Origin of the sequence: Pelomonas sp. KK5, from assembly GCF_001984095.1 — a bacterium.
Lineage (GTDB): Bacteria > Pseudomonadota > Gammaproteobacteria > Burkholderiales > Burkholderiaceae_C > KK5.
The window spans coordinates 1-21,660 of the sequence record NZ_LYVQ01000110.1; the positions used below are offsets into that span (position 1 = coordinate 1).

A 21,660-nucleotide genomic window follows, 5' to 3' on the forward strand; every position below is an offset into this window, starting at 1 on the left:
CTGGTGGACTACGGCGCCGTCGCCGCGGTGATGGCCTCGGCCCAGCGCCTGGGGGTCAAGAAGATGGGCATGGTCGGCACCGAGCAGTTCGTCAGGTAGCGAACGCGTTTCAATGGCCGCTCGCTGGGTGGGCAGGTGGGCTCACACCACCTGGACTCCGAGCGCGGAGACCAGGTCGGCTGCCTGCTGGACGGACATGATGCTGCCCTTGAAGTGCAGCAGCAGGTCGCCGACCTGGATCGCTCCCAGCCGCGCCCTTCGCAGGTCGGCACGAGCGAACTTCGCGTTCTTCAGGCTGGCGCCGGCGAGGTCGCAGTCGACCAGGACTGAATCGGTGAAGTCGCAACCGGACAGGTCCGCGTCGTTGGCCTTCAGGCCGACGATCGTCTGCTTGCGAAACGACAGCCCACGCAGGTCCGCGCTGACCACCAGGCTCTCGCGCAAGACCAGGCCCAGGGTCTGCGCCTCGGTGAACCTTGCGCCGGTCAATTTGGCCTCGCTGAACACCGCGCCAGGCAGGCGGGCGCGCCGCCAGTTGCTGTTGCTCAGGTCGCATCCGTCGAAGCTCGCATCGGTCAGGTCCGCCAGCTCGAAGTCGGCCGCCGCGCCCCTGCATCGATGCCAACGCGTGCCGGACAGTTCGGCCCTGACAAAGCTGGTGCCCGAGAAGCTGCACCGCCTGAACTCCGTGCCACGCAGGTCCAGCTGTTCGAGGTCTGCCCCGTCGAAGGAGCAGGCCTCGAACGCAAGCGGTGCACCGCCCGCGCCCAGCAGTTCCTCGACCTCGCGTCGGCTCAGTTGCTCACTGCTGATGATGATGCTGGAGGAGGCGGGCGAGGCAGGAACTGGCATCGAAGCATGGCGGAAGTAGGTCGGCCACTCTAACCCGGCAGCCTGCGATGCTGCCGCACAAGGAGAAACGGGTTAGCTCCTGGTAGAGCTAACCCGTTGATTTTCTCGCTATCTTTGGTCGGAACGGCGGGATTCGAACTCGCTACCCCTTGCACCCCATACGATTAAACACGAGACTCCACGGGATTTCCCTAGACTCCCTGGGACGATGTTTTTCTTTTTAAATCAATAACTTATAATCAAACAAAGTCCCAGGAGATTTTCAGAGATCTTGCTCTAGCGCACGCTCCGGTGGACCCCTGGGTGGACCCCTGGAGAAGTCATGAGCCGCTATGCAGACCCCGTGGACAGATCGAAGAAGTGGACCCAAAAGGCGCTTGAAGCCATCGGCGCCGAGTCCAAAGGCGAGACGCTTCGCGAAGCCGGCGGCTTGGTCGGTGAGGTTCGCGTATCGAACGCCGGCGATGTCTCTGTCAACTTCCGGTACGCGTTCAAGCGCGCTGGCAAGAAGGCCTGGCACTACTGCGGAACATGGCCGAGCACCTCCCTCGCCGACATTCGCGGCGAGCGCGATCGAGCCCGCACACAGGCCGCGGAGGGCGTCGATCCCGTCGAACAGCGCAAAGCTGAACGCATCGAAGCTCAGGCCAAGGTCCGCGCAGTCATAGCAGAAGCCGCCAGGCTCGAGGAAGAGAACCTTCCTGTCCACAAGATGTTCGAGGCCTGGCTGGCGGATGGCGTTGCGCGCGCCGACGGCAATGCCGAACTTCGACGCAGTTTCCAGAAGGACGTGTTGCCCTTGCTCGGAGAAACGCCCGTCCGGCAAGTTAGCGAACACGACCTGCGGACAGTTCTTCGCACGATGGTCAAACGGGGCGTTCATCGCATGGCCGTCCGGACCTACAGCGATCTCGTGCAGATGTTTGCGTGGGCTGAGAAGCGCAAGCCGTGGCGTGGCCTGATGGTCGACGGCAATCCCGCCGAGTTGGTCGAGATTGAAAAGATCCTGCCGCCTGGCAATTCAGCGATGACACCGCGTGAGCGAACCCTGTCGCCCGACGAACTGCGTGAACTGCAGAGAATTCATGAGGAAATGGAGTCCGCCTACGCTTCGGCGCCTGCCGGGAGCAAGTACGAAGCGGACCGGCCACTGAAGAAGGAAACGCAGCTCGCGTTGTGGTTGTGCCTGGGAACTGCATGTCGAATCGGCGAATTACTGATGGCACGTTGGGAGCACGTAGACCTTCAAGCGGGCGAATGGTTCGTACCGGCTGCCAACACGAAGACCGGTGTCGACTGGAGAGTGTTTTTGTCGGCCTACTCGCGCCGCCAGTTCGAAAACTTACGTGCCTTGACTGGCGATTCCCCCTTCTGTTTCCCTGCACGTGTGGCAAAGGGCGAAACGGCGAACATGCATGTCTGCGTCAAGAGTGTCTCGAAGCAGGTGGGCGACCGGCAGATGCGCTTTAAAAACCGGGCCGGCCCCATGAAGAATCGCCGACACGACAACAGTCTGGTCTTGGGCAACGGGGTCAAGGGCGAGTGGACACCGCATGACCTACGTCGCACTGCGGCGACGATGATGCAGGCCTTGGGAGTCCTACCCGACATCATTGACCGTTGTCAGAATCATGTACTGGCAGGCGGCCGCGTCCGTCGGCACTATTTGCACCACGACTACGCCAACGAGAAGCGGGCGGCCTGGGATGCGCTAGGTGACAGGCTTGAGTCCATCTTCAGCAAGCAGCCCCTCGGGCCTAACGACTTGGCGGGTTCGGTGCCTAGTTGACCGCTTGTTTCTCGTCGAGCCACCGCTGGCCTCGACACACATCCTCAAGGCCGAGCCCGGGCGGGAACTGACGCGCATCCCATAGTCAAGGAGCACTACTGCTTGACGCTGGCACGGCGCATGAAGGTGCCGATAGCCGCGGCCCATGTCGAACAGGTCGCCGACGACGTTCAGGTCCAGAGATCGAATGCTTGTGCCCTCGTCGGTGCGTCCCCGCGCCCAGAAGCTCACGACGAAGTTGATGAGCGACACCGCCTTAAGGCTGTTTACCTGCGTCCCGTCGTCAAGCGATTCCCCACAAAGAACCAAATGGCGATCGAGCTCCAACTGTTCGCAGTACCGCTTGACAAGTAGCTTGCTCAGGGGGAACGCTGACATTCTCGCCCTTCTCGTCCCTGTAGAATTTGTAACCGATTGACAACTCAAAAAGGCCAAAATGGCCTCAGGGGAAACACGAGTGCTTGGCCATGACCAGCGCCTGACATCGGAGTGTGACACCGCGCTCGACGAGCAGCCGGAAGGGGCCGCGCATCGGCCGGGCGGGATGGTCGTGCCTTGGTGAGCGAACTCAGCGCCGCCTGCTCCCGACCACTGAGCCAAGTTCTGCGGATGGCCATCATGGCCGGGGTCGAAAGCGCAGTTCAAATTCACATCGATCGCGGCGACGACCTCGACGCCAGAGATGCCAGTGGCATGACACCGCTCATGCTCACAGCCGCGCGGAACAAGGCAGCGATCTGCCGACTGCTGCTGGCTGCCGGGGCTGACCACGGGTTGCTTGATCCGTCGGGCAAGACCGCCCTCGAAATCGCCCTCGCGGCTGGATCGCATGACACAGCCGCAGTCCTAGACGCAGCCAGCGCACCAGACCCGGCCGCTCCTTGGGCAGAGGAAGCCGCGCGCCAGTTAGCCGACCGATCTGAGCTTGGACCACACGCGCCCGTCCCGTCTGATGACGCCATGGCGCCCGAGCACATGGCGGAAGGTCACGATGTGTGGCATCCATCCGACTCGGACGGCTGGGAACCGGAGATGACTGTTTCGGTCGTTCCCGACGATCCCTCCGTGCGGGAGACGGCCAGCGCGGCAAAGGCTGAGATGGCCAAGCACACGCCCGTCGACACTTGGCCCGACTGGGGCGATCTATCCGCCTACCTGCCGGACAACGCCTCGTTTCTTCCGGCCATCGACGATCCAGAAACCCACGCGCGGTTGAGGAGCGTGTTCTTGCGCGCCTTGCGCGAGGGCAGCGTACCGGACGAGGAAGTCGTCGAGGTGGCTTGCGACCCGGAAGGCGAGCACGATGCAGTCAAGGCAGGCGTCTATCGCATGGTCTTGGAGGACATGGGATGCCAGACCGATGAGCGATTGGAATGGCGAGAAGCGTTCGAGGACTACACCGTCCATGTCGATCCAGACGAGACACCGGAAGAAGAAGATGCCCTGACCGACGCGCTGGCGCACATCGGAGCGCTGACCTCCACGCAGTTCGACCCTTTCTATCTCTATCAACGCGAGGCTCAACGGCACCGCTTGTTGAAAGCGGAAGAAGAGGTCGAGATCGGCCAAGCGATGGAGGCCAGCCTCGAATCGGCATTGGACGCGCTCGCTGCATGGCCCGACGGAATCGCGCGCTTGTTGGACGCCGCCAAGGAAGCACAGGCTGGCAATCTCCCCATGCGCTGGGTTTGCGCTGGCCCGCGGCAAGAAGCGCCCTTGATCCACGACGAAGAAATCGATACCGCCCCTGCCGCCGCCGCGCCCGAAACCGACGCGCCGCCAAGCGCGGCAGACGATGAGGCCGAAGGCGATCCAGGCTCGGGATCCAGATCCGGAGCCTCCGACGCCGAGTTTTTCGTCGCTGCGCAGCGTTTGTCCGCAGTCGCCATCGACTCGGACCGCATGTCGCCGCACTGGAGTGAGGCGCGAAGTCTGCTGGCGTCCATGCGCATCGCCAGCAGCTTCCTGCTCGATCTGGCCGATGAAGCGCAGCGGAACTCCTCCGACGCTGCCTGCGCATTCAAGCGCGACATGGCCATCCATCGCAGTCATCGCGACCGGATGGCCGCCAGCAATTTAAAGCTGGCCCTGTTCCAGGCGAAGAAATACCTGCGTGCAGACCTCCCCCTCAGCGACTTGGTCCAGGAAGGCAACATCGGGCTACTACGCGCGGTGGACAAGTTCGACTGGCGCCGCGGGTTTCGGTTCTCCACCTTCGCCCTTTGGTGGGTGCGCCAAGGCATCACCCGCTTCATCGCCGACAACAGCAGAACGATCCGGTTGCCTGTCCATGTGTTCGACGAGGTGCAACGCCTGAGCCGGGAATCGCGACTATTCGAGGAGCGGATGGGTCGCGCGCCCGAATTGAGCGAAATCGCCGCCAAGCTGGGTATAGCCGAGCGCAAGGCCGCTGCACTGACGCGCATGGCTTTGGCGCCATTGCCCTTCGACGATACCGACATCGACGCAAGCGTCGAGCCGAGCCTGTCGCATGAGCTGGTCGATCATGATCCGATGGAAACGGTGGCAGCGCGCGAGCTCGATGGCGCCATCGATGCGACCTTGAAAAACCTTGAGCCAAAGGCGGAGCGGATCATCCGCCTACGGTTCGGGCTTGGCGGCCTCGCCGAGCACACCCTCGACGAAATCGGCGTGTCGATGGGCGTGACGCGCGAACGCGTCCGGCAAATCGAATCCAAGGCGCTCGAAAAGCTTCGTCACCCGACGCGCGCCGGCCCATTGGATCCCAGCCGGGTCCGCCCGCGCAGCGAAGGCTCGCAGGACCCGGCGCCAAGCCATCCGACGGCGGATGGCCTAGCCGTCGGGCCTTTGCGGATGGTGCCCGTCGCCGTCAATAAGGCGCTGAAGCTGGCCATGAGCTTGCGGGCTCCGGTCGAGGACGACAGGCTCGGCAGCAGCGGCAGGATTTGGGTCCTCGCCGACGACAACGAAAACAGCCACGCGCAAATCCTGATACCGAAGCTCCTCGGCTTGGGCTTCGCGCGCGAGGCGGGAAAGGGCTACTGGCGATGATCCTGAACCCGCCCAAGACGAGAGAGGCTCCGCCGCGAGCCAACCCGATGCTCGAATCCCTTCGCGGGATGGGCTACTCGCCGGCCACCGCGCTGGCAGACATCATCGACAACAGCATCTCGGCCGGAGCAACCGAAGTGCGAATCGACCTCGCGTGGGCCGGCCCTGAAAGTCGAATCGCCGTCCTCGACAACGGCTCCGGCATGAGCGACCCGGAGCTTGAAAGCGCGATGACGCTCGGCGACAAGAGCCCGCTCGACAAACGCTCGGCAAGCGACCTGGGGCGTTTCGGCATGGGCATGAAGACCGCGTCGCTCTCGCAGTGCCGGCGCCTGACCGTGGCGACTGTGAAGGATGGCGCCTCGTGCTGCCTGCGCTGGGACCTGAACGAGCTCATTGCCCGGCCCCAGGCCAAATGGCTGATGTTCGAAGGCCCTGCTCCCGGATCGGAGGCCTACATCTCGCCGCTTGAAGCCAAGGCCAACGGCACGCTGGTCCTGTGGGAGTTGATGGATCGCATCGTCACCGAGGGCTACACGGTCCAGGATTTCCTCAACATGGCCGATCATGTCGAGGCCCACCTGGCGATGGTGTTCCACCGGCTGATCCAGGGTCCAAGGCCGCGGCTTCGCATCCTCATCAACGGCAGGCCCATCGCCCCGTGGGACCCCTTCATGGTGGGTCGCTCCTGGTCGTCGCCGATTGGACGCAAGCACACTCCCGACGGTCTGGTCGAGGTCGAGTGCTTCGTGCTGCCACACAAGGACAAGCTCACCGAGGACGAGTGGAAGGCAGGCGCCGGCCCCAACGGCTGGACTGCGCAACAGGGCTTCTACATCTACCGCAACGAGCGGCTGCTGCTGGCCGGCGGCTGGCTCGGCCTCGGCCCAGGCCGCTCCTGGAACCGGGAGGAGTCGCACCGCTTGGCCCGCATTCGGCTGGACATCCCCAACACCGCGGACGCCGCCTGGAAGATCGACATCAAGAAGTCCACTGCTCGCCCGCCGGTGGCGCTGCGGCCCTGGCTCACGTCCTTAGCCGAGCATGCCCGCGAGCGAGCGCGCAAGGTGTTCGCCTATCGCGGCAGCCCGACGCCGAGCCCGACCGGAACTCCGCTTGAGCAGGCTTGGCGCGTGGATCACACAGCCACCGGCGTCCGCTACCGCATCGACGAGAAGCATCCAGCCATCGCCGCCGTCACCGAGGCGGCCGGTCCGCTGCTGCCAATGGTCAAGGCAATGCTGCGAGTCATCCAGGAGACCGTGCCCGTGCAGCGCATCTGGCTGGATACGGCGGAGAACAAGGAGACCCCGCGCACGGCATTCGCTGGCGATGCTCCCGCCGAGATCGTGGCCGTCATGCGAACGATCTATCAAGACATGGTCGGCCGGCGCGGCATGACGCCTGAACTCGCAAAGCGCGCCTTGCTGTCCACCGACCCTTTCCAGAATTTCCCGTCGCTGGTCGACAAACTCCAGGTCGAGGGCCCGCCCTCCACCGGAAGCTCATAAAAGCACGAGAACGCCATGCCGCAACCCGACAATTCCTTGCTGCCCGTCATCAACATGGCCCAGCTCATGCTGGAGGCCGAGCGCGAGACCGTGGGCATCACGCCGGCCGCCATCGCCACCAAGGTCAAGCTCGCGGCGAGCATTCTCAATGCCGCGGCATTCGATGAGGCTGATCAAGCCGCAGCCATCGCGGTCTTGATCCAGCGGTTCAGCCACTGGATCGGCAAGGACACCACGCTGCAAGACGACGAGGGCCATATTCCCTGGCTGGTCGCCGCCAAGAAGAAGGACTGGCGCTACTGGCCACGCTACCAGCGCTTCTTGGAGCTCAAGATGTCGGTGGAGGTGGTCGGAGCGCTCGACAAATCGACCGACCACATTCTCGGATTGCTGGAAGACCCCAAGAGGCCGGGCCCGTGGGATCGCCGCGGCCTGGTCGTGGGGCATGTCCAATCAGGCAAGACCGGCAACTATTCGGGGCTGGTGTGCAAGGCCGCCGATGCCGGCTACAAGATCATCATCGTGCTGGCCGGCCTGCACAACAACTTGCGCTCGCAGACCCAGATCCGGCTTGAGGAGACCTTCCTGGGCTACGAGACCTCGGAGAACCGCGACCCCGGCAAGCCGTTGGGCGTGGGCGCCATCGACAGCGATCCGGCGATCCACCCGCACTGCGCGACCACGAGGGCCGACCGCGGCGATTTCAATTCCGCAGTCGCCAAGCACTTCGCCATCTCGCCTGAGGAGAAGCCTTGGCTGTTCGTGGTCAAGAAGAACAAGACTGTGCTCACCCAACTCCTCAAATGGATTCGGGGACATGTAGCCGACACGACAGATTTGAAGACGGGCAGGCGCATCGTCACGAAGCTGCCGCTGCTGATCATCGACGACGAGGCGGACAACGCCTCGGTGGACACTGGCGAGCAAGTCATCGACGGCGACGGCAAGCCGGACGACGACCACCAGCCCAAGGCGATCAACGGCTTGATCCGAAGCATCCTGCACGCCTTCGACCGCAAGGCCTATGTCGGATACACCGCCACGCCCTTCGCCAACATCTTCATCCACCGCAGGAACGAGACCACTGACGAAGGCCCCGACCTTTTCCCGCAGTCGTTCATCGTCAATCTGGCCGCCCCGTCGAACTACGTCGGCCCCGCGCGCGTGTTCGGCCTGCTCGGCCCCGAGGGCCGCGTCGGCGGTCTGCCGCTGATGCGCGACGTGGCCGACTATGTCAATGGCGACGAGCCCAGCGGCTGGATGCCGCCCAAGCACAACAAGGACCACACCCCGACCTTCAAGGGCCAGGACATCCTTCCGCCCTCGCTCAAAGAGGCCATCCATTCTTTCGCGTTGGCTTGCGCCGCGCGGATCTTGCGAGGCCAAAGCAAGGAGCACGCATCCATGCTCATCCACGTGACGCGATTCACCAAGGTCCAAAAGCAGGTAGTCCGGCAGGTCGATGAATACGTCATGGCGATGACCCAGCGGCTGGCTCGGCGCATCGATCACGAGGCGCTCGAAGCGGACTTGAAGAAGCTGTGGGAGGAGGACTTCGTCCCCACGTGCTCCGATGTCGCGACTCTCGTCGAGGAGCCTGGCGAGAATCTCGCGGTGCCCGATTGGCCCGCCATCCTGGCCGCGCTGCCCGAGGCGGTGGCGGACATCAAGGTCAAGACCATCAACGGGACGGCCAAGGACGCCCTGGACTACTCGGAGCAGCAGGAGCATGGCTTGAAGGTGATCGCCATCGGCGGCGACAAGCTCGCGCGAGGCCTGACGCTTGAGGGCCTGAGCACCAGCTACTTCGTGCGCACGACCAAGATGTATGACACGCTGATGCAGATGGGGCGCTGGTTCGGCTACCGCCCCGGCTACGTGGACCTCTGCCGGCTCTACACCACCGAGGACTTGGTCGAATGGTTCGGGCACATCGCCGACGCCTCCGAGGAACTTCGGACGGAGTTCGACGCAATGGCGGAAAGCGGCGCGACGCCCAAGGAATACGGGCTCAAGGTCCAGTCGCATCCGGTGCTGCTGGTTACTTCTCCTTTGAAGATGCGCGCGGCCAAGAGCCTCTACCTGTCCTTCTCCGGCGAGTTGCTGGAGACCATCGCCTTCTTCAAGGACGACGCCCGGCTCGACCGGAACCTCGCGGCGGCCAACAAGCTCATCGGCTCGCTGGGCAAGCCGGCGGAGTCGAGCCCCATCGCCAGGAAGCGCGCGGGCATGGACCAGGAGTTCAGCGGCTTTTTGTGGAACAACGTCCCCGGCGACAGCGTGGCCGACTTTTTCGAGGCGTTCGTGTCGCATCCTAAGGCCCACAAGGTCGTCAGCAAGCTGTTGGCGGAATTCGTTCGCACCACGATGGCCAAGTCCAATGAGCTCACGAGCTGGACGGTGGCCGTTATCGCGGGCGGGCGCGGATCGCGTTATACCTTCGAAGGCGGCTGGACCATCGACGGGACGCTCCAGCGCTCGGCTAACCCCGCCTTCGAGGACCGATATTCGATCGGGCGGCTGCTGTCTCCGCGCGACGAGGCGATCGACCTCGACGAGCCGGCCTGGGCGGCGGCGCTGGCCGCCACCAAGAAGGCGTGGAAGCCGGACCCCACCAAGCAGGAAAAGGGCGTGGTCCAGAAGGAGCCGGAGCTGCCCAACGGGCCGGCCATCCGCCGCGTGCGCGGCAAAGGCGCGGACGGGGTCCCCGCGGCCCCGGAGCGCGGGCTGCTGCTCGTCTATGCCCTGGACCCGAAGCAAGCCGGCAAGGATGTCTTCAAGACCCGAACGGATCCGATCATCGGCTTTGGCGTGAGCTTCCCGGCGAGCGAGTCGGGCGTCAAGGTCGAATACAAGGTCGATCACCTGATCTGGAACCAATGGGAGCAGGACTATGGCGCTTCCGAATGAGGAGATCGTCATGGCCTGGGCCTCGCTGGCCGGGTCGTCCGCGTCGGCGGGGTGGAGCTCGATCCCGATCGTGTCCCCGCCAGGCTGCTCGCTCTTGGCCGCGCGGCGCAGCCCCGATGACGAGGAGGCCATCCTCGCCGGCTTCGCGGGCCTGTCGATCCCGGCCGCCGAGAAGCTGCCCGAAGGCCAAGGGTTCGCGGTCGAGCGCGTCGATCTAGGCGACGGTAAAGCCTGGCTAGCGCTCACGCGCAAGCTCAGCGGCGGCGTGGAGCTCTTTTTGGCGATGGCCAGCGATGTCGTGGCGGCAGTGGAATCCGAGGGCACCTCGGACCCCGCGCGCCTCGCGCGGGCCTTCCTCGCCCGCGTGCGGGCTTGGCAGGAGTTCATGCGCAAGGGCGCGCAAGTCTTATCGCCCGAGAAGGAGATCGGCTTGGTCGGCGAGCTCGCGGTGCTGTTGGCCATCGTCGCGGCCGGGGTCGCACCGGATGTGGCCATGAATGCCTGGGTAGGGCCGCAAGACGCCAACCAGGACTTCGAGCTGGGCACCGGCGCGATTGAGGTCAAGTCCACCATCTCGCCCATAGGTTTCCCTGCGCAAATTGGCTCGCTGGCCCAGCTCGACGACTCGACGCTTCAGCCGCTCTTCCTAGCCGGCGCGCGCCTGGCCCAAAGCGCCGCGGGCCTGAGCCTGCCGCAATGGGTCGAATCGGTGCGCGCGCAGGTCACCGGCAATCCGGACGCCGCGCGCATGTTCTCCGACAAGATCATCGCCGCCGGCTACTTCGACGCACATGCCGACAAATACCCGCGCAAGTTCAGCGACGCCGGGACGCGACTCGCCGAGGTGGTGGCGGGCTTCCCCAGGCTCACCCCTGGGACAGTGCCGCTCGGGGTGACGGAGGCGAAATACAGCGTGGAGTTGGAGCAGACACTCGGCGCAGGCATCGGCATCGACTTGGCATTGAAAAAACTTGGGGCCTTATGAGCGAAGCAATCCTGGAATTTCTGAACGAGCTGCAAGACGACATCAAATCGCAAGTTAGCGATGAGATGCCTATCGAGGAGTATGTCTTCTCGGACATCGTCATGAACCACCTAGCCGATGCCGGCATGACTTATAACGACCCTGTGGTCTGCCACTACAAGGGTCGGGCTGGCAATGCGATCTTGCGACTGAGCGGCTACTCCATCTCAGAGGACGAGGACCAGCTCGACTTGTTCATCAGCTTGTATGAGGGTGTCAGAGAGATCGCATTCAGTTCCGAGACCGACACCAAGACGGCCGTGGAACAGTGCCTGCGTTTTTTGACCCTGTGCGCCAACGGCACCATGGCCGCCAAGCTTGAGGATTCGAGCGATGAGCGCGAGCTGGCCGTCAAGCTCCAGCAAATCTACGATGGCCTGGATCAGATTCGGGTGTTCGTCCTGACCGACAAGGTCACGAAGACCAAGAGCTTCAAGCCGCGCGAGATCAATGGAAAGATAGTGCGCCTGGAAGTCATGGACACCGAGCGGCTTTACCGGCAAGTGTCCGAGGGCAAGCCGCGCGACGAGCTGATCGTCAACTTCAATGAGATCTGCGGCGCACCGCTGCCTTGCGTGTTCGTCCCAGGTGGCGACGGCGAGGACTACGACTATGCCTTGGCGGCCATCCCCGCCATCGCCTTGCAGACGTTGTATGCAAAGTTCGACTCGCGCCTGCTCGAAGCCAACGTCCGCTCCTTTCTGAGCGTGAAGGGCAAAGGCGTCAACGCGGGCATCCAAGACACGCTGCGACACGATCCTGGGCGCTTCATGGCCTACAACAACGGCATCGTGGTCGTCGCCGACCAAATCGCGCTGGCCAAATCGGCCAGCGGCAGCGACAGCATCTCGCTTCTCCAAGGCCTGCAAATCGTCAATGGCGGCCAGACCACGGCATCGATCTTCTTCACCAAGCGCAAGTTTCCCGAGACCGACCTGAGCCGAGTGTTCGTCCCGGCCAAGATCATCGTGATGCGGACCCAGGATCCCGCCCAGGAGGAGACTCTGATCTCCGACATCTCCCGATACGCGAACAGCCAGAACGCGGTCAAGCAGTCGGACTTATCGGCCAACAAGCCCTACCACGTCGCCATCGAGAAACTGTCGCGCACCGTTTATTGCCCTGATGGCGTGAGTCAATGGTTCTACGAACGCGCGGCCGGAAGCTACAACACGCTTCTCTCGCTGTCCGGCAACACGCCCGCCAAGCTCAAGGCCCTCAAAGAGTCGATCCCGCCAGCACGGCGCGTCACCAAAACGGACTTGGCACGCTACCTCAACACCTGGGATGTCAAGCCTGACGTGGTCAGCTTGGGCACGCAGAAGAATTTCGACAAGTTCATGGCTGAACTGACGGCCACCTACGGGCAAGACATCCCGGAGCCAAAGGTGTCTGACTTCAAGGCGATGATGGCGAAGGCCAAAATCTACCGCGACGCCCATAAGCTGATGCGGCCCATGTTCAGCGCATTCCAGGTCAACGTGGCCACATACACCGTTTCGTTGCTGGCTCAAGAGCTGGGCGACAGGATCGACCTCGAGCGGATTTGGAACAACCAAGCATTGTCGCCCGAGCTGCTGGGCCAGTTGGCGACATGGTCCAGGGAGGTCAACGACGCGTTGCGCGAGAGCGCCCACGGCAAGATGGTGTCCGAGTGGGCCAAGAAGCCAGAGTGCAAGGCGGCGGTGCTTGGCACCTCTTACTCCACGCCCGCCGCCATCATTCCTGAAGTGAAGGCGGCCTGAGGCCGCGCGAGCCATGGTCGATGTCGTGCCTGCCACTGTCCGAAGCCGGATGATGTCCGGCATCCGAAGCAAGGACACCAATCCCGAGCTGATCGTGCGCCGGGCGCTCTTCGCGTCGGGCTACCGCTTTCGGCTACACCGCAAAGACCTGCCCGGTTCACCCGACATCGTCATGCAGGGTCGCCGCGTGGCCATCTTCGTCCACGGCTGCTTCTGGCATGCGCACCAAGGATGCAAATACGCCAAGACGCCTTCCACGCGAACGGAGTTCTGGTCCGCCAAGCTGCAAGCCAATGTCGATCGTGATCAACGCGCTGCGGACAAGCTAAGGGAAATAGGCTGGCGGGTGCTCTATGTCTGGGAATGCTCGACTCGGGATCTGGACGCCGTCGCGAAACTACCCCAGGTCCTAAGGCACTGGGTCGATGGCGATGAACAGGTCGGCGAGATCAGCGCCGCCGTGGGGAAGTCATGAAGTCCAGAATGATTTCGCCGATCTGCTTGGCCAGCAGCGGTGGGACGGCGTTGCCGATCTGGCCGTATTGCTCTGTGCGATTTCCCTCGAAGAAGTAGTTGTCGGGGAAGGTCTGCAAGCGGGCTGCCTCGCGCGCGGTCAAGCTGCGGCACTGACCTGGGTCCGGGTGGATGTAGTAATGCCCATCCTTCTTGATGTGCGCCACCACCGTCGACGACGGATGCTTGCCCATCTGGACTCGGAAACGGTCCTTGAAGGGAATCGTTTCCTCGTCCACATTCACATGGTCAGGCAGAAGCTTCGGCGGGAAGTTGCGCAGGTCAGGGGCGTATTTCTGCGTCGCCGCAAAGCAGGAGGCGAACATATAGCGGTGCAGGTCCGAGCGCATGTGGCTCCGCGTCTCGTGGTGCAACACGCCGCCGAGCTTCGGATCGAGGTACCAGTCCTGCAAGTTTTGCGGCATGTAGCCGCCCGGGGCGACGACGGCCTCCACAAACGGAGCGCCAAATGTTGTTTGTCTCTCGGCCTTCTTGATGAACTTCTCCATTGCCTCTTCGATGTCTTTGCGCACCGAAAGACGCCACCCTGTGAGCGCCTTGGGCGACTCGCGGACCGCCCCGATCCATGCCTCCTTTGAGTCTGGCTCTTTGGACAGGCGGCTCCGAAGCTCCGGCAGACCAGCCAAGGCGGCGCTTACTCCCACCTTCTTCGTCAGCTTGCGGAGCAGGAACGACTCGGGACGCTCCTTGAGCGCCTTGGTCGCCGCAGCAACATCCGAGCGAATGCCGAAGAGGATCACTCGATGGCGGCTTTGCGGAATACCGTGATCGTCGGCCTCGATCACATAGTCAATGGGCTCAAGCTCGCCGTCTGCCTTGTGGACCACGAACGACCGGACCTCATAGCTCAAGTGGTCCCGCGGAGCCTTGAGGTCAGCAAGGATCTGCTCGAAGATGCGCTTGCCCGAGTTCGTCGAGTTGAGCATGCCCTTGACGTTCTCCATCACGAAGACGGCCGGGGCGAACTCCTGAATGATTCGAAGGTATTCTGTGTAGAGGAAGTGCTTAGCGTCCGCCTCGAACTTCTCAACGTCCTTGCCGCGAAGGCGCGAACGTCCAGCAAGCGAGTAAGCTTGGCATGGCGGGCCTCCGATGAGCACCCAATCGGTCTGACCGCCCAGGGCCTCGCGGATCCAGTCATCGACTTCCTTGGGTGGAGTCACGCCGAGCTCAGCACACCTAGCTTCCTTGGCCGCATGCTCCGCGGCGTCCTTGATGGCGGGGTGAGCCAGGAACTGCTCGCGACTAATTCTGCCGCGGACGTAGTCGTAGTAGCAGCTCGGAACCTTGCCCTTGGGGAACTTCCGGAAGATCGAACGAAGCAGCAGGGTTCGATGGGCGATCGGGTCCTTCTCGATCGAGACCTTGACGGCGAAGCGCCGCGCGCCGTTCCCATCGACGACGGACGAAAACCCTTCGCACAGCCCTCCCGGCCCGGCGAACAGATCGATCACCGGTATCGCTTCTCTTTTTGTTTGCATCTGTCTATGTCAACGCGACCAGATTGGCGCCCAAGCACCCAATCGCAAGCGCGTCATTCTGCCAGGCCGAGCAAAGTAACGGGACGGCTTGACACCCGCCTCATGTTCGGGCCGGAAATTTTTACCCAGGGGCAACCCTGCCCACCTTCTCAGCCACAATCTCCAATATGCCTAGCGACGCCCAGAAAGTCCCTCACGCACGTGTGCCAGACGTTCGCCAGCCGAAGTCGAGCTTGACGGTGGCTATTGCCACGGACCATGCGCCGACGTAGATTGATCGAAGGCTAGACCCCATTTTATGAGCCAAACCCTCCAGAACGCGCCGCTTCTTGAACTAATTGCCGAGGTTAAGTGGGTGCCGCCATGGGTCCCTCAGGCCATGGTAGCTGGCGTGCCGAGGATGGTTCCCCAGAACCTGCAGGAGTTTTCCGCATTTGTCGACGCTTTCTCAAGGTCAGTCGCGAGCCTCGAATACACGGAGCAACTGCGCCTCTATCCTCAGGAGCTGCCTGCGCTCCTGCATCAACCACTGATCAGAGCTAACAACGCCAAGGCAACGATTGGCCCTTCGCTCTATCAGGCTGGTTTAGGTGTCTTCTCTGCAAACGCAACACCGCCATATAAGAACTGGGAAATGTTCTCGCCCGTGGTGCGTTCAGGCCTGGAAGCTTTGGTCAGCGCACGCAACGCGGTAACCGATGTCGCTCCCGTTGCCTCAATCACGCTTCGCTATCTCGACGCTTTCACCGCCTATCACCTCCATGGACTAGAAAGTACAGCTTTCATCAAGGAACTCGGATTTGAGCTTCAGGCGCCGAAGATTTCGTTGGACTACATGGCCAAAGATGGTGCATGCAAGCCCTATTCACAGTTCCATATTCCATTGACAGATGGTGGACTGCTTGCAATGAGCGTGGGCGATGGCATCGCCAACGGAACCCCGGCTGTGCTGCTCGATACAGCGGTTACATTCTTCCCCAATGCGGAAGTCAGCACAGATCAAATCATGGAATCGTTTGTTCGCGCTCACGAGATCATCGACGACATCTTTCGCGTGATGATCAAACCGATAGCCCACCTAATGAGAGCAGAGGGAGAAAAATAATGCATGCATGTCCTGCGGCTCCGACGATCAGTCGTCGCCAGTCGAGCTTTTCTAGTTTCGGCGGTTGTGGTCACATTCAGTCCTACGACGAGATGGCCTACAACCGTTATGCGCTTCAATATTCGGAAGGCGGCACGCTGCTATCGCAAGTGCTCTTTCCGAGCGATTCGCAAACTCTGCTCGCGGCGATGGGGGCTCCAGAATGGAAGAGACGCGTTATGAACAGCGAGCTTCCTGGCAAAGCGATCGACCTTACCGCCACGGTGAAATCGCTCATGTCCGAGCTGCTCAACGGAGGTGCCAAGGCTGTTGACCTTTCGGATTTGCGTGCGCCTTTGGTGAACGGCCGCCACTTGGCTGTCGTCTTGCGGGCGACTTACACTAGGCGTTCAGAAATGCCCGGATGGAAAAAAGCCCTAGAGGTAGCGAAAGTTGCCCTACTGCGAGACGGCGCCAACGTGGAAGAGGCATTGTATGGTCTCCTGAACGGGTGAATTGATGCTCTACGAGGGTGCAGCATCGGTAGCCGTTGGACCAGAAGATGTCGCTATCACCATTACTTACGGAATGTTTGGGTATCACCTAGGCATTGCGTTTGGCAACGGTCCCGACAAAGCACCGAGGCTTGTCCATCTCGCGTTCCATCGTCATTTGAAGGTTGGCGACTATCCTGGCGAGAACTGGGCCGCGAGGGTAGTTTCTCTGCCCGTGGATCTCTCTTCGCAAATCGTGGCGCTGCTTCATGGACTCTCCTCCACTCACTTCGTTGTTAATCAGAAGTCCGTCAACTACGGACTCAACCTCCTATGCAACGTCGGAACATTCAAGACTGACGGCGAATACAACCCGCCGGCTGATTCCGATGGACATACGTGCTCGTCATTCATAGCGGATATCTTCGAATCACTTCAGGTTCCCCTCGTCGACTTGTCTACATGGACGACAAATCCCGAGAACGAAGCGTGGAAGAACGCCGTAGTTTGTGCATTGCGTGCTTGGGCAAAATCGAAACATGGAACAGGGTCCGAAGCCATTGCTCAGTCGAAAGAGGTGGTCAAGCTAAACGAGCCTTTACGCCTAACACCTGAAGAGGTCGCAGGCGCTGGTTCTCTATCGCTGACTGAACGCCCAGCCTCACAGGTTTCCGTAACGCCAGTCGCGAAGAGGATCGTGGCTGAGCTACCGGAAGTCTGCAAGCCACAGCCCCCCCAACAGGCAGTTTGAGCACTGCGTCAAAAAATACAGTGAATCAATAGCCGCCATCAGAGAACAGCAACAGCAACAGCAATAGCAATAGCAGGTCCCGGTGATCCGGTGCATCCAGATGCCGGCAGGTTGCCTATCCTGCACTCGCTCATTCTGGTCCTACTTGATGGGTCAAACTGGGAATAGTGTCTTCACCGCCAATGATTCCATGGTCATTGGCACCGATGTCCGGGATCCGCAGCGAGCTGTGACACAAGACCGAATCAAATCCGGACCATCCGTCCGATATGGTCCTGCGGCGTCTCTGGTTTGCGGGGCGGCGAACGGAATGCGGACCAAACAGTAACCATCCTGGACGGGGCTGGCTTCACTCTCGCCGATCGCCAGCTGCCGCATCGGCGACGACCAAGATGACGTCCAGTGGCGTCATCCAACTTGCTTCGTTGATCCCCGCCCGCGTCTCACCTCTTGTCGCACGCTCACTATTCGTCGATCTAAGTACATCCGCGAAACCGAGCCCTTGTGTTCTCCCATGATTGCGTGGAAAGTTGCGAGGAACCTAGTAGCGAGGTCTCGTGAAATCGGTCAAAACACAGCCAAAGCAAGGGAAAAGGGAGCTTGAGGAGCTGCCTTGGTACAAGAAGACCTCGGCAATCCTCAAGTTGGCCGCCGCCATCCTTACTGCTGGAGTCGCATTCTTTACATTGGTCAATCTGGTAAAGAGAGATCCTCCTAGCGCTCTAGTAAATGTTGTGATCCTATATGATGCATCTTCAGAATCACTCGGTGGTTTGCGTGACAGCACAAAGGGAGATATTCTGAAGCTTGGAATCGCCGACACGCTTCACAAGCTATCAGACAAGGATAATCTTGGACTCAGATCCTTTGGCGGCTCCTGCGATGACGGAAGTCATTTGCTAGTTCCCATTGGTATGGACAACAGAGAGTTGATTGCCAAAGCCATCGAACAGACAAAATTTCATGGAAAACGTAACATTGTTCGGGCCATAGCCGATTCCACTACCGACTTCAACGATCAAGCCCGCTTCAAAGAGAAGACTCGCAGAATCGTGGTTATTACTGGTGGAATCGACGAGTGCATTCAATTCGAGGATGCAATAGCAGAACTCCAGCGAAGAATTACGGACACGGGGATCGCCGTAGATCTGCGCGTAATCGGAGTTGCACTTAATGATGTGCAACGGCGCTCACTAACGAAGATGGTTAGTAGCCTACATGGAAAAGCAAATTTCGCCAATTCTTCTGATGAGCTAGTAAAACTTACCGACTCGGCTATCCGCGGTCTTGGCGATGAGGTCCAACGAGAAAGTCAGCCATTAGCACCGAGCCAGCAGTCAGTCGGTTCTGCAGCGCCTTCTCCGGAGAATGTTGCCTCATCGACTGTGCCCCCTGGGGACATGCTAGGCTCGCTGCGAGAACCCGGCGCATCACCGACCTTGACATCCACCGACACGGCTCGAAGCGAAGTTGCGGGAAACTACGCACAGAACGTATCCGTAGTGATCGATTCAACGGAACCATTTTGGAATCAGATCCGACAATGCATCTCGAGGCGCAGCATGATGTCTTCGGAAATGATCTCGTCACAGAGACCAAAGTACGACTCATATCCCATTGACACTCTTTTCATAGTCAGCAGAGGGACTCCGATGTCATCAGGCGTTTCCCAAGTGAAATACCTGCTGTATCGGAAATACTATTTGATGATAAACAATTCATCATCAGTAGTCGACAGCACTAGGCACACATTTACCAATGGTCGGACAGTCGGCATATCCAACAAGTACCCGCCCCCGCGGGATATATCTGGTACACCGCTAATGCCAAAGGAGACGACGGACCTACTCCAATCAGCCTACAATAACGAACTGGCTGCGGTGTTGGTAACAAAAGAAGAAAAAATTAAGTTCGAAAGTAATTCGATGCACGAACTCTGGCCAATTGAATTTTCCGTTTACTCACTAGCCTCCCGCACACCGCTAAGTGCCAAACGAGCCAAAGGGGTTGAGATACTACAGAAATGCATCCAGGAGTCTGAGTCGGCACTTGAGTCATTTGATCTGGTCATTCCTACCACTGCGGACATTCAGTACTCTGTCGCGCCATAAGCCGACGATCAATTTCCGCCGACTTCATTCCCATATATTGCCTTCGATGCATTCACTGAAGTCGGCGGCCATCTTTAAGCAATCTTCCTAGACTCAATGGAGGCGGCCTGCCGCGGTGGCGACTCACCGTCTAATGTCGGGCTCCGCCCGAACGCGTTCGACCGCGACCATGAGTGTCGGACGAAGTGGCGAAGCGGCAGATCGTGCACCCGGCATGATTTCTCGGGCATGCTGCCGCACAAGCGGAGTCTCTCGAAGGAAGCGGGCGACTCGCTGCGCTAGCTTCCTATCGTCCGGGGCATCGGAGGCAGCGAGCGCCTGGGTAATGTGCGCCCAGCTCCTTGCAGCCTCGGTCCGGCTGTCGAGAGACTTCCTGCCGCGCTCGCTGGGAACTTCGGTCTGCCGCAGGCGTCCTTCCTCCCGTGCCTTGATGCGCCAGAGCGGTTCGTAACGGCGAAGCTCTCCCCGGGACGCCTGGCGCGTCGCCTCGGCCTCGATGCCCCAGCCGCGCAGCTTCTCGGCGAAGGTCTCGCGCCAGCGGTGCAGGTCCGTCTTGCGCGGGTTCAGGCGCTTCCCTGTGGCGGACTCCGCCCTGACGCTCAGGTGCACATGGGGGTTGGCCTGGTGCTCGTGCAGGACCATCACATATCGGTGCCCGGCCAGTTCCGCCTGGGCGAACTCCCGCACCGCCATCTTCAGCAGACCGGCGTTGGCGCCCGCTGGCATCGACAGCGTCAGATTGAACGCTTCCCTCCGGGGGCTGACCTCGTCGATGAACGAGCCGCCATAGCGCCACTGGTCGACCAGGTCATGCAATGCGTCCTTCCCGGTGCGGGTGACGCCACGGTCGTCCTCGATCGCCAATCGGCCGCTCTTGCTGATGTAGCGGAAGTGAGCCGCGATCGCGCCCATGCCGCGGCCGCCGCCGGTCACCTTGACCATGACCTGCGGCGCACGGCGCACGGTCGCCTCGATGCGCCTGCGGATGACGGTGGCCTTGCGTCGCAACAGCGTGTCCAGGCGCGGGGTGGGCGGCGATCTGACGATCCGGTTCGAGGGGTAGAACAGTCGCTCACCCCACGTGACCAGCACGCCGTCGACGCTGGGCCCGATCATCGGCGACCCCGTCTCACGGCTCGGATTTCCGCCATCAACGCCGAAGCCAGAGCGAGATGCTTCCGTAGGTCCTCGACGACCGACACGACGCTGGCGCGATAGCGCTGCAGCTCGGGGTTCGGAACCTTACCGACCAAGCGGACAAAGCCGTTCAGATCCACGCTCAGCACGGCGAGGTGATCCGTCGAGCCCATCAGCGCCTGGATGGCGGCATCATGGTTCGCCGGCAGAGGTGCCGGGGGCTCGCCGTCGAGCAACGCACTGACGTAGCTGCCCTGCGACATCTCGGATGCACGGGCGCGGCGTGCCAGGCACGCTGCGTGGCCCGCGGAGATGCGCAGCGTGACCTTGGCGGTCTTGGCGGTCTTGGCGGCAAACATTTGCACGCTGCCCGCGTCTTGACCGTCGTCGGCCGATTCGGAATCAAGCATCTGCGCGAGCGCCAGGCGGATCACCGCGGTGGGCGATCTCCCGTGAGCGACTGCATACGCATTGAGTCGCGGCGCCAAGCCGCGCAGATCGACCGAGACGCGCTCGCGGGCACCCCCCTGCCCTCGCCTCTCTCGCGCCGGGCCACGCGAACCTGGACCCGCTGGAATGCCCTGGAGGGGCATCTGGCGGGACGGGTGGCTGTTGACGGCGGGACGCATGGAGCGATCGTGCTCCAGCGAATCCCGATGAGAAAGACCGCCCGGATGAGCCCCTTAGGCGGCCTTCTCGTCCGGGCAGATCCCAGGACGTCGATCCGCATCCCGCGGAGTCCCGATCAAGTTGGCAAGGTTCACAATACTTTGCGTGACCTCGCCGTGGCGCGGCGGACGGTCGGCACTGGCAACGGGCAGGCGCTTGGCAGGGCCTACCACTCCTCCATCCATGCTGCGAGTTGCATGGTGGCCCTGGCGACGTGCTTCTCGACCGTGGAGATGGTCAGGCCGTGGCGCTGGGCAATCTCGCGGTAGGTCATGCCTTCGAGGCGGTAGGACAGGAAGATGTCGCGCGCCTTGGGGGTCAGTCGCCCGATGCAGACGCTCAGGCGGGCCGTGCGTTCCCTCGCCAGGACGACCGCCTCCGTGGAGGGCGAGCAGTCGATGACGACCACGTCTTCGACACACACCTCATCGCCGCGGCTCGCGACCGCCCGGTGGGCGTCGATCGACAAGTTCAGGGCGATCCGCATCAGGAACGCGTCGGGACGTTCGATCATCTGGTCTTGTTCGTAGAGGGT

Annotated in this window: 16 protein-coding genes and 1 pseudogene; 12 read left to right on the forward strand and 5 right to left on the reverse strand. The window is 61.5% G+C overall.

Features of this window, described 5'->3' with window-relative positions:
* Positions 1–99, forward strand: a pseudogene (locus tag B0W88_RS17650) (biopolymer transporter ExbD); the annotation flags it as partial.
* A gap of 42 nt (positions 100–141) precedes the next feature.
* On the opposite strand, the gene B0W88_RS17655 reads toward B0W88_RS17650, so the two are convergent.
* Positions 142–852 (reverse strand): pentapeptide repeat-containing protein, encoded by a 711-nt coding sequence (locus B0W88_RS17655; RefSeq protein ID WP_077035955.1) that lies wholly within the window; start codon positions 850–852, stop codon positions 142–144.
* Positions 853–1,174: 322 nt separating this feature from the next.
* On the opposite strand from B0W88_RS17655, the gene B0W88_RS17660 reads away from it, so the two are divergent.
* The 7 genes from B0W88_RS17660 (at position 1,175) to B0W88_RS17695 (ending at position 13,339) form a co-directional block, all read left to right on the forward strand.
* Complete coding sequence (locus B0W88_RS17660) at positions 1,175–2,641, forward strand: site-specific integrase (RefSeq protein ID WP_077035956.1); 1,467 nt, start codon at positions 1,175–1,177, stop codon at positions 2,639–2,641.
* 609 nt (positions 2,642–3,250) lie between these two features.
* On the forward strand, positions 3,251–5,674 hold the full coding sequence (locus B0W88_RS17670; RefSeq protein WP_077035958.1) for a sigma-70 family RNA polymerase sigma factor: 2,424 nt from the start codon (positions 3,251–3,253) through the stop codon (positions 5,672–5,674).
* Positions 5,671–7,185: an ATP-binding protein gene (locus B0W88_RS17675; RefSeq protein ID WP_233151754.1), complete on the forward strand. Its 1,515-nt coding sequence runs from the start codon at positions 5,671–5,673 to the stop codon at positions 7,183–7,185. Before B0W88_RS17670 ends, B0W88_RS17675 begins: the two co-directional genes overlap by 4 nt.
* A gap of 15 nt (positions 7,186–7,200) precedes the next feature.
* The gene (locus tag B0W88_RS17680; RefSeq protein ID WP_077035960.1) at positions 7,201–10,095 is read left to right on the forward strand and encodes a Z1 domain-containing protein; all 2,895 of its coding nucleotides are present in this window, start codon (positions 7,201–7,203) and stop codon (positions 10,093–10,095) included.
* A gap of 10 nt (positions 10,096–10,105) precedes the next feature.
* Positions 10,106–11,080, forward strand: coding sequence for a PD-(D/E)XK motif protein (locus tag B0W88_RS17685; protein ID WP_233151755.1), 975 nt, complete (start codon positions 10,106–10,108; stop codon positions 11,078–11,080).
* Entirely contained in the window at positions 11,077–12,864 is a 1,788-nt protein-coding gene (locus tag B0W88_RS17690; RefSeq protein ID WP_077035962.1) for an AIPR family protein, read from the forward strand. The genes B0W88_RS17685 and B0W88_RS17690 overlap by 4 nt, the downstream gene beginning before the upstream one ends.
* Before the next feature lie 13 nt (positions 12,865–12,877).
* Positions 12,878–13,339, forward strand: a complete 462-nt coding sequence (locus tag B0W88_RS17695) for a very short patch repair endonuclease (RefSeq protein WP_077035963.1) — start codon at positions 12,878–12,880, stop codon at positions 13,337–13,339.
* Here B0W88_RS17695 and B0W88_RS17700 read toward each other — a convergent pair.
* A complete protein-coding gene (locus B0W88_RS17700) occupies positions 13,314–14,852 on the reverse strand; it encodes a DNA cytosine methyltransferase (protein WP_233151756.1) in 1,539 nt (512 codons plus the stop codon). The genes B0W88_RS17695 and B0W88_RS17700 overlap by 26 nt on opposite strands.
* A 325-nt stretch (positions 14,853–15,177) precedes the next feature.
* Here B0W88_RS17700 and B0W88_RS17705 point away from each other — a divergent pair, with 325 nt between their 5' ends.
* The 4 genes from B0W88_RS17705 (at position 15,178) to B0W88_RS33030 (ending at position 19,319) form a co-directional block, all read left to right on the forward strand.
* Positions 15,178–15,984 (forward strand): TIGR04255 family protein, encoded by an 807-nt coding sequence (locus B0W88_RS17705; protein WP_077035965.1) that lies wholly within the window; start codon positions 15,178–15,180, stop codon positions 15,982–15,984.
* Positions 15,985–16,076: 92 nt separating this feature from the next.
* Positions 16,077–16,478 (forward strand): hypothetical protein, encoded by a 402-nt coding sequence (locus tag B0W88_RS33020; protein ID WP_144006823.1) that lies wholly within the window; start codon positions 16,077–16,079, stop codon positions 16,476–16,478.
* Position 16,479: 1 nt separating this feature from the next.
* Positions 16,480–17,208 (forward strand): hypothetical protein, encoded by a 729-nt coding sequence (locus tag B0W88_RS33025; RefSeq protein WP_144006824.1) that lies wholly within the window; start codon positions 16,480–16,482, stop codon positions 17,206–17,208.
* A 557-nt stretch (positions 17,209–17,765) separates the two neighbouring features.
* Complete coding sequence (locus tag B0W88_RS33030; RefSeq protein ID WP_144006825.1) at positions 17,766–19,319, forward strand: hypothetical protein; 1,554 nt, start codon at positions 17,766–17,768, stop codon at positions 19,317–19,319.
* Positions 19,320–19,442: 123 nt separating this feature from the next.
* On the opposite strand, the gene B0W88_RS17710 is transcribed toward B0W88_RS33030, so the two are convergent.
* The 3 genes from B0W88_RS17710 to B0W88_RS17720 all read right to left on the reverse strand — a co-directional run.
* Positions 19,443–20,435, reverse strand: coding sequence for a conjugal transfer protein TraS (locus B0W88_RS17710; RefSeq protein WP_077035966.1), 993 nt, complete (start codon positions 20,433–20,435; stop codon positions 19,443–19,445).
* Positions 20,432–20,890 carry a hypothetical protein gene (locus B0W88_RS17715; protein ID WP_077035967.1) on the reverse strand — a complete coding sequence of 153 codons (459 nt, stop codon included), beginning with the start codon at positions 20,888–20,890 and terminating at the stop codon, positions 20,432–20,434. The genes B0W88_RS17710 and B0W88_RS17715 overlap by 4 nt, the downstream gene beginning before the upstream one ends.
* Positions 20,891–21,291: 401 nt before the next feature.
* Positions 21,292–21,660, reverse strand: a 369-nt coding sequence (locus tag B0W88_RS17720; RefSeq protein ID WP_233151757.1) for an RNA polymerase sigma factor, incomplete at its 5' end; no start/stop codon positions are given.

Bases quoted from the DNA above. Each gene is read 5' to 3' on its own strand.
- B0W88_RS17655 (WP_077035955.1), bottom strand. From the start codon at position 852: ATGCCAGTTCCTGCCTCGCCCGCCTCCTCCAGCATCATCATCAGCAGT.
- B0W88_RS17705 (WP_077035965.1), top strand. From the start codon at position 15,178: ATGAGCCAAACCCTCCAGAACGCGCCGCTTCTTGAACTAATTGCCGAG.
- B0W88_RS17685 (WP_233151755.1), top strand. From the start codon at position 10,106: ATGGCCTGGGCCTCGCTGGCCGGGTCGTCCGCGTCGGCGGGGTGGAGC.
- B0W88_RS17660 (WP_077035956.1), top strand. From the start codon at position 1,175: ATGAGCCGCTATGCAGACCCCGTGGACAGATCGAAGAAGTGGACCCAA.
- B0W88_RS17695 (WP_077035963.1), top strand. From the start codon at position 12,878: ATGGTCGATGTCGTGCCTGCCACTGTCCGAAGCCGGATGATGTCCGGC.
- B0W88_RS33020 (WP_144006823.1), top strand. From the start codon at position 16,077: ATGGCCTACAACCGTTATGCGCTTCAATATTCGGAAGGCGGCACGCTG.
- B0W88_RS17670 (WP_077035958.1), top strand. From the start codon at position 3,251: ATGGCCATCATGGCCGGGGTCGAAAGCGCAGTTCAAATTCACATCGAT.
- B0W88_RS17690 (WP_077035962.1), top strand. From the start codon at position 11,077: ATGAGCGAAGCAATCCTGGAATTTCTGAACGAGCTGCAAGACGACATC.
- B0W88_RS17675 (WP_233151754.1), top strand. From the start codon at position 5,671: ATGATCCTGAACCCGCCCAAGACGAGAGAGGCTCCGCCGCGAGCCAAC.
- B0W88_RS17710 (WP_077035966.1), bottom strand. From the start codon at position 20,435: ATGATCGGGCCCAGCGTCGACGGCGTGCTGGTCACGTGGGGTGAGCGA.
- B0W88_RS17680 (WP_077035960.1), top strand. From the start codon at position 7,201: ATGCCGCAACCCGACAATTCCTTGCTGCCCGTCATCAACATGGCCCAG.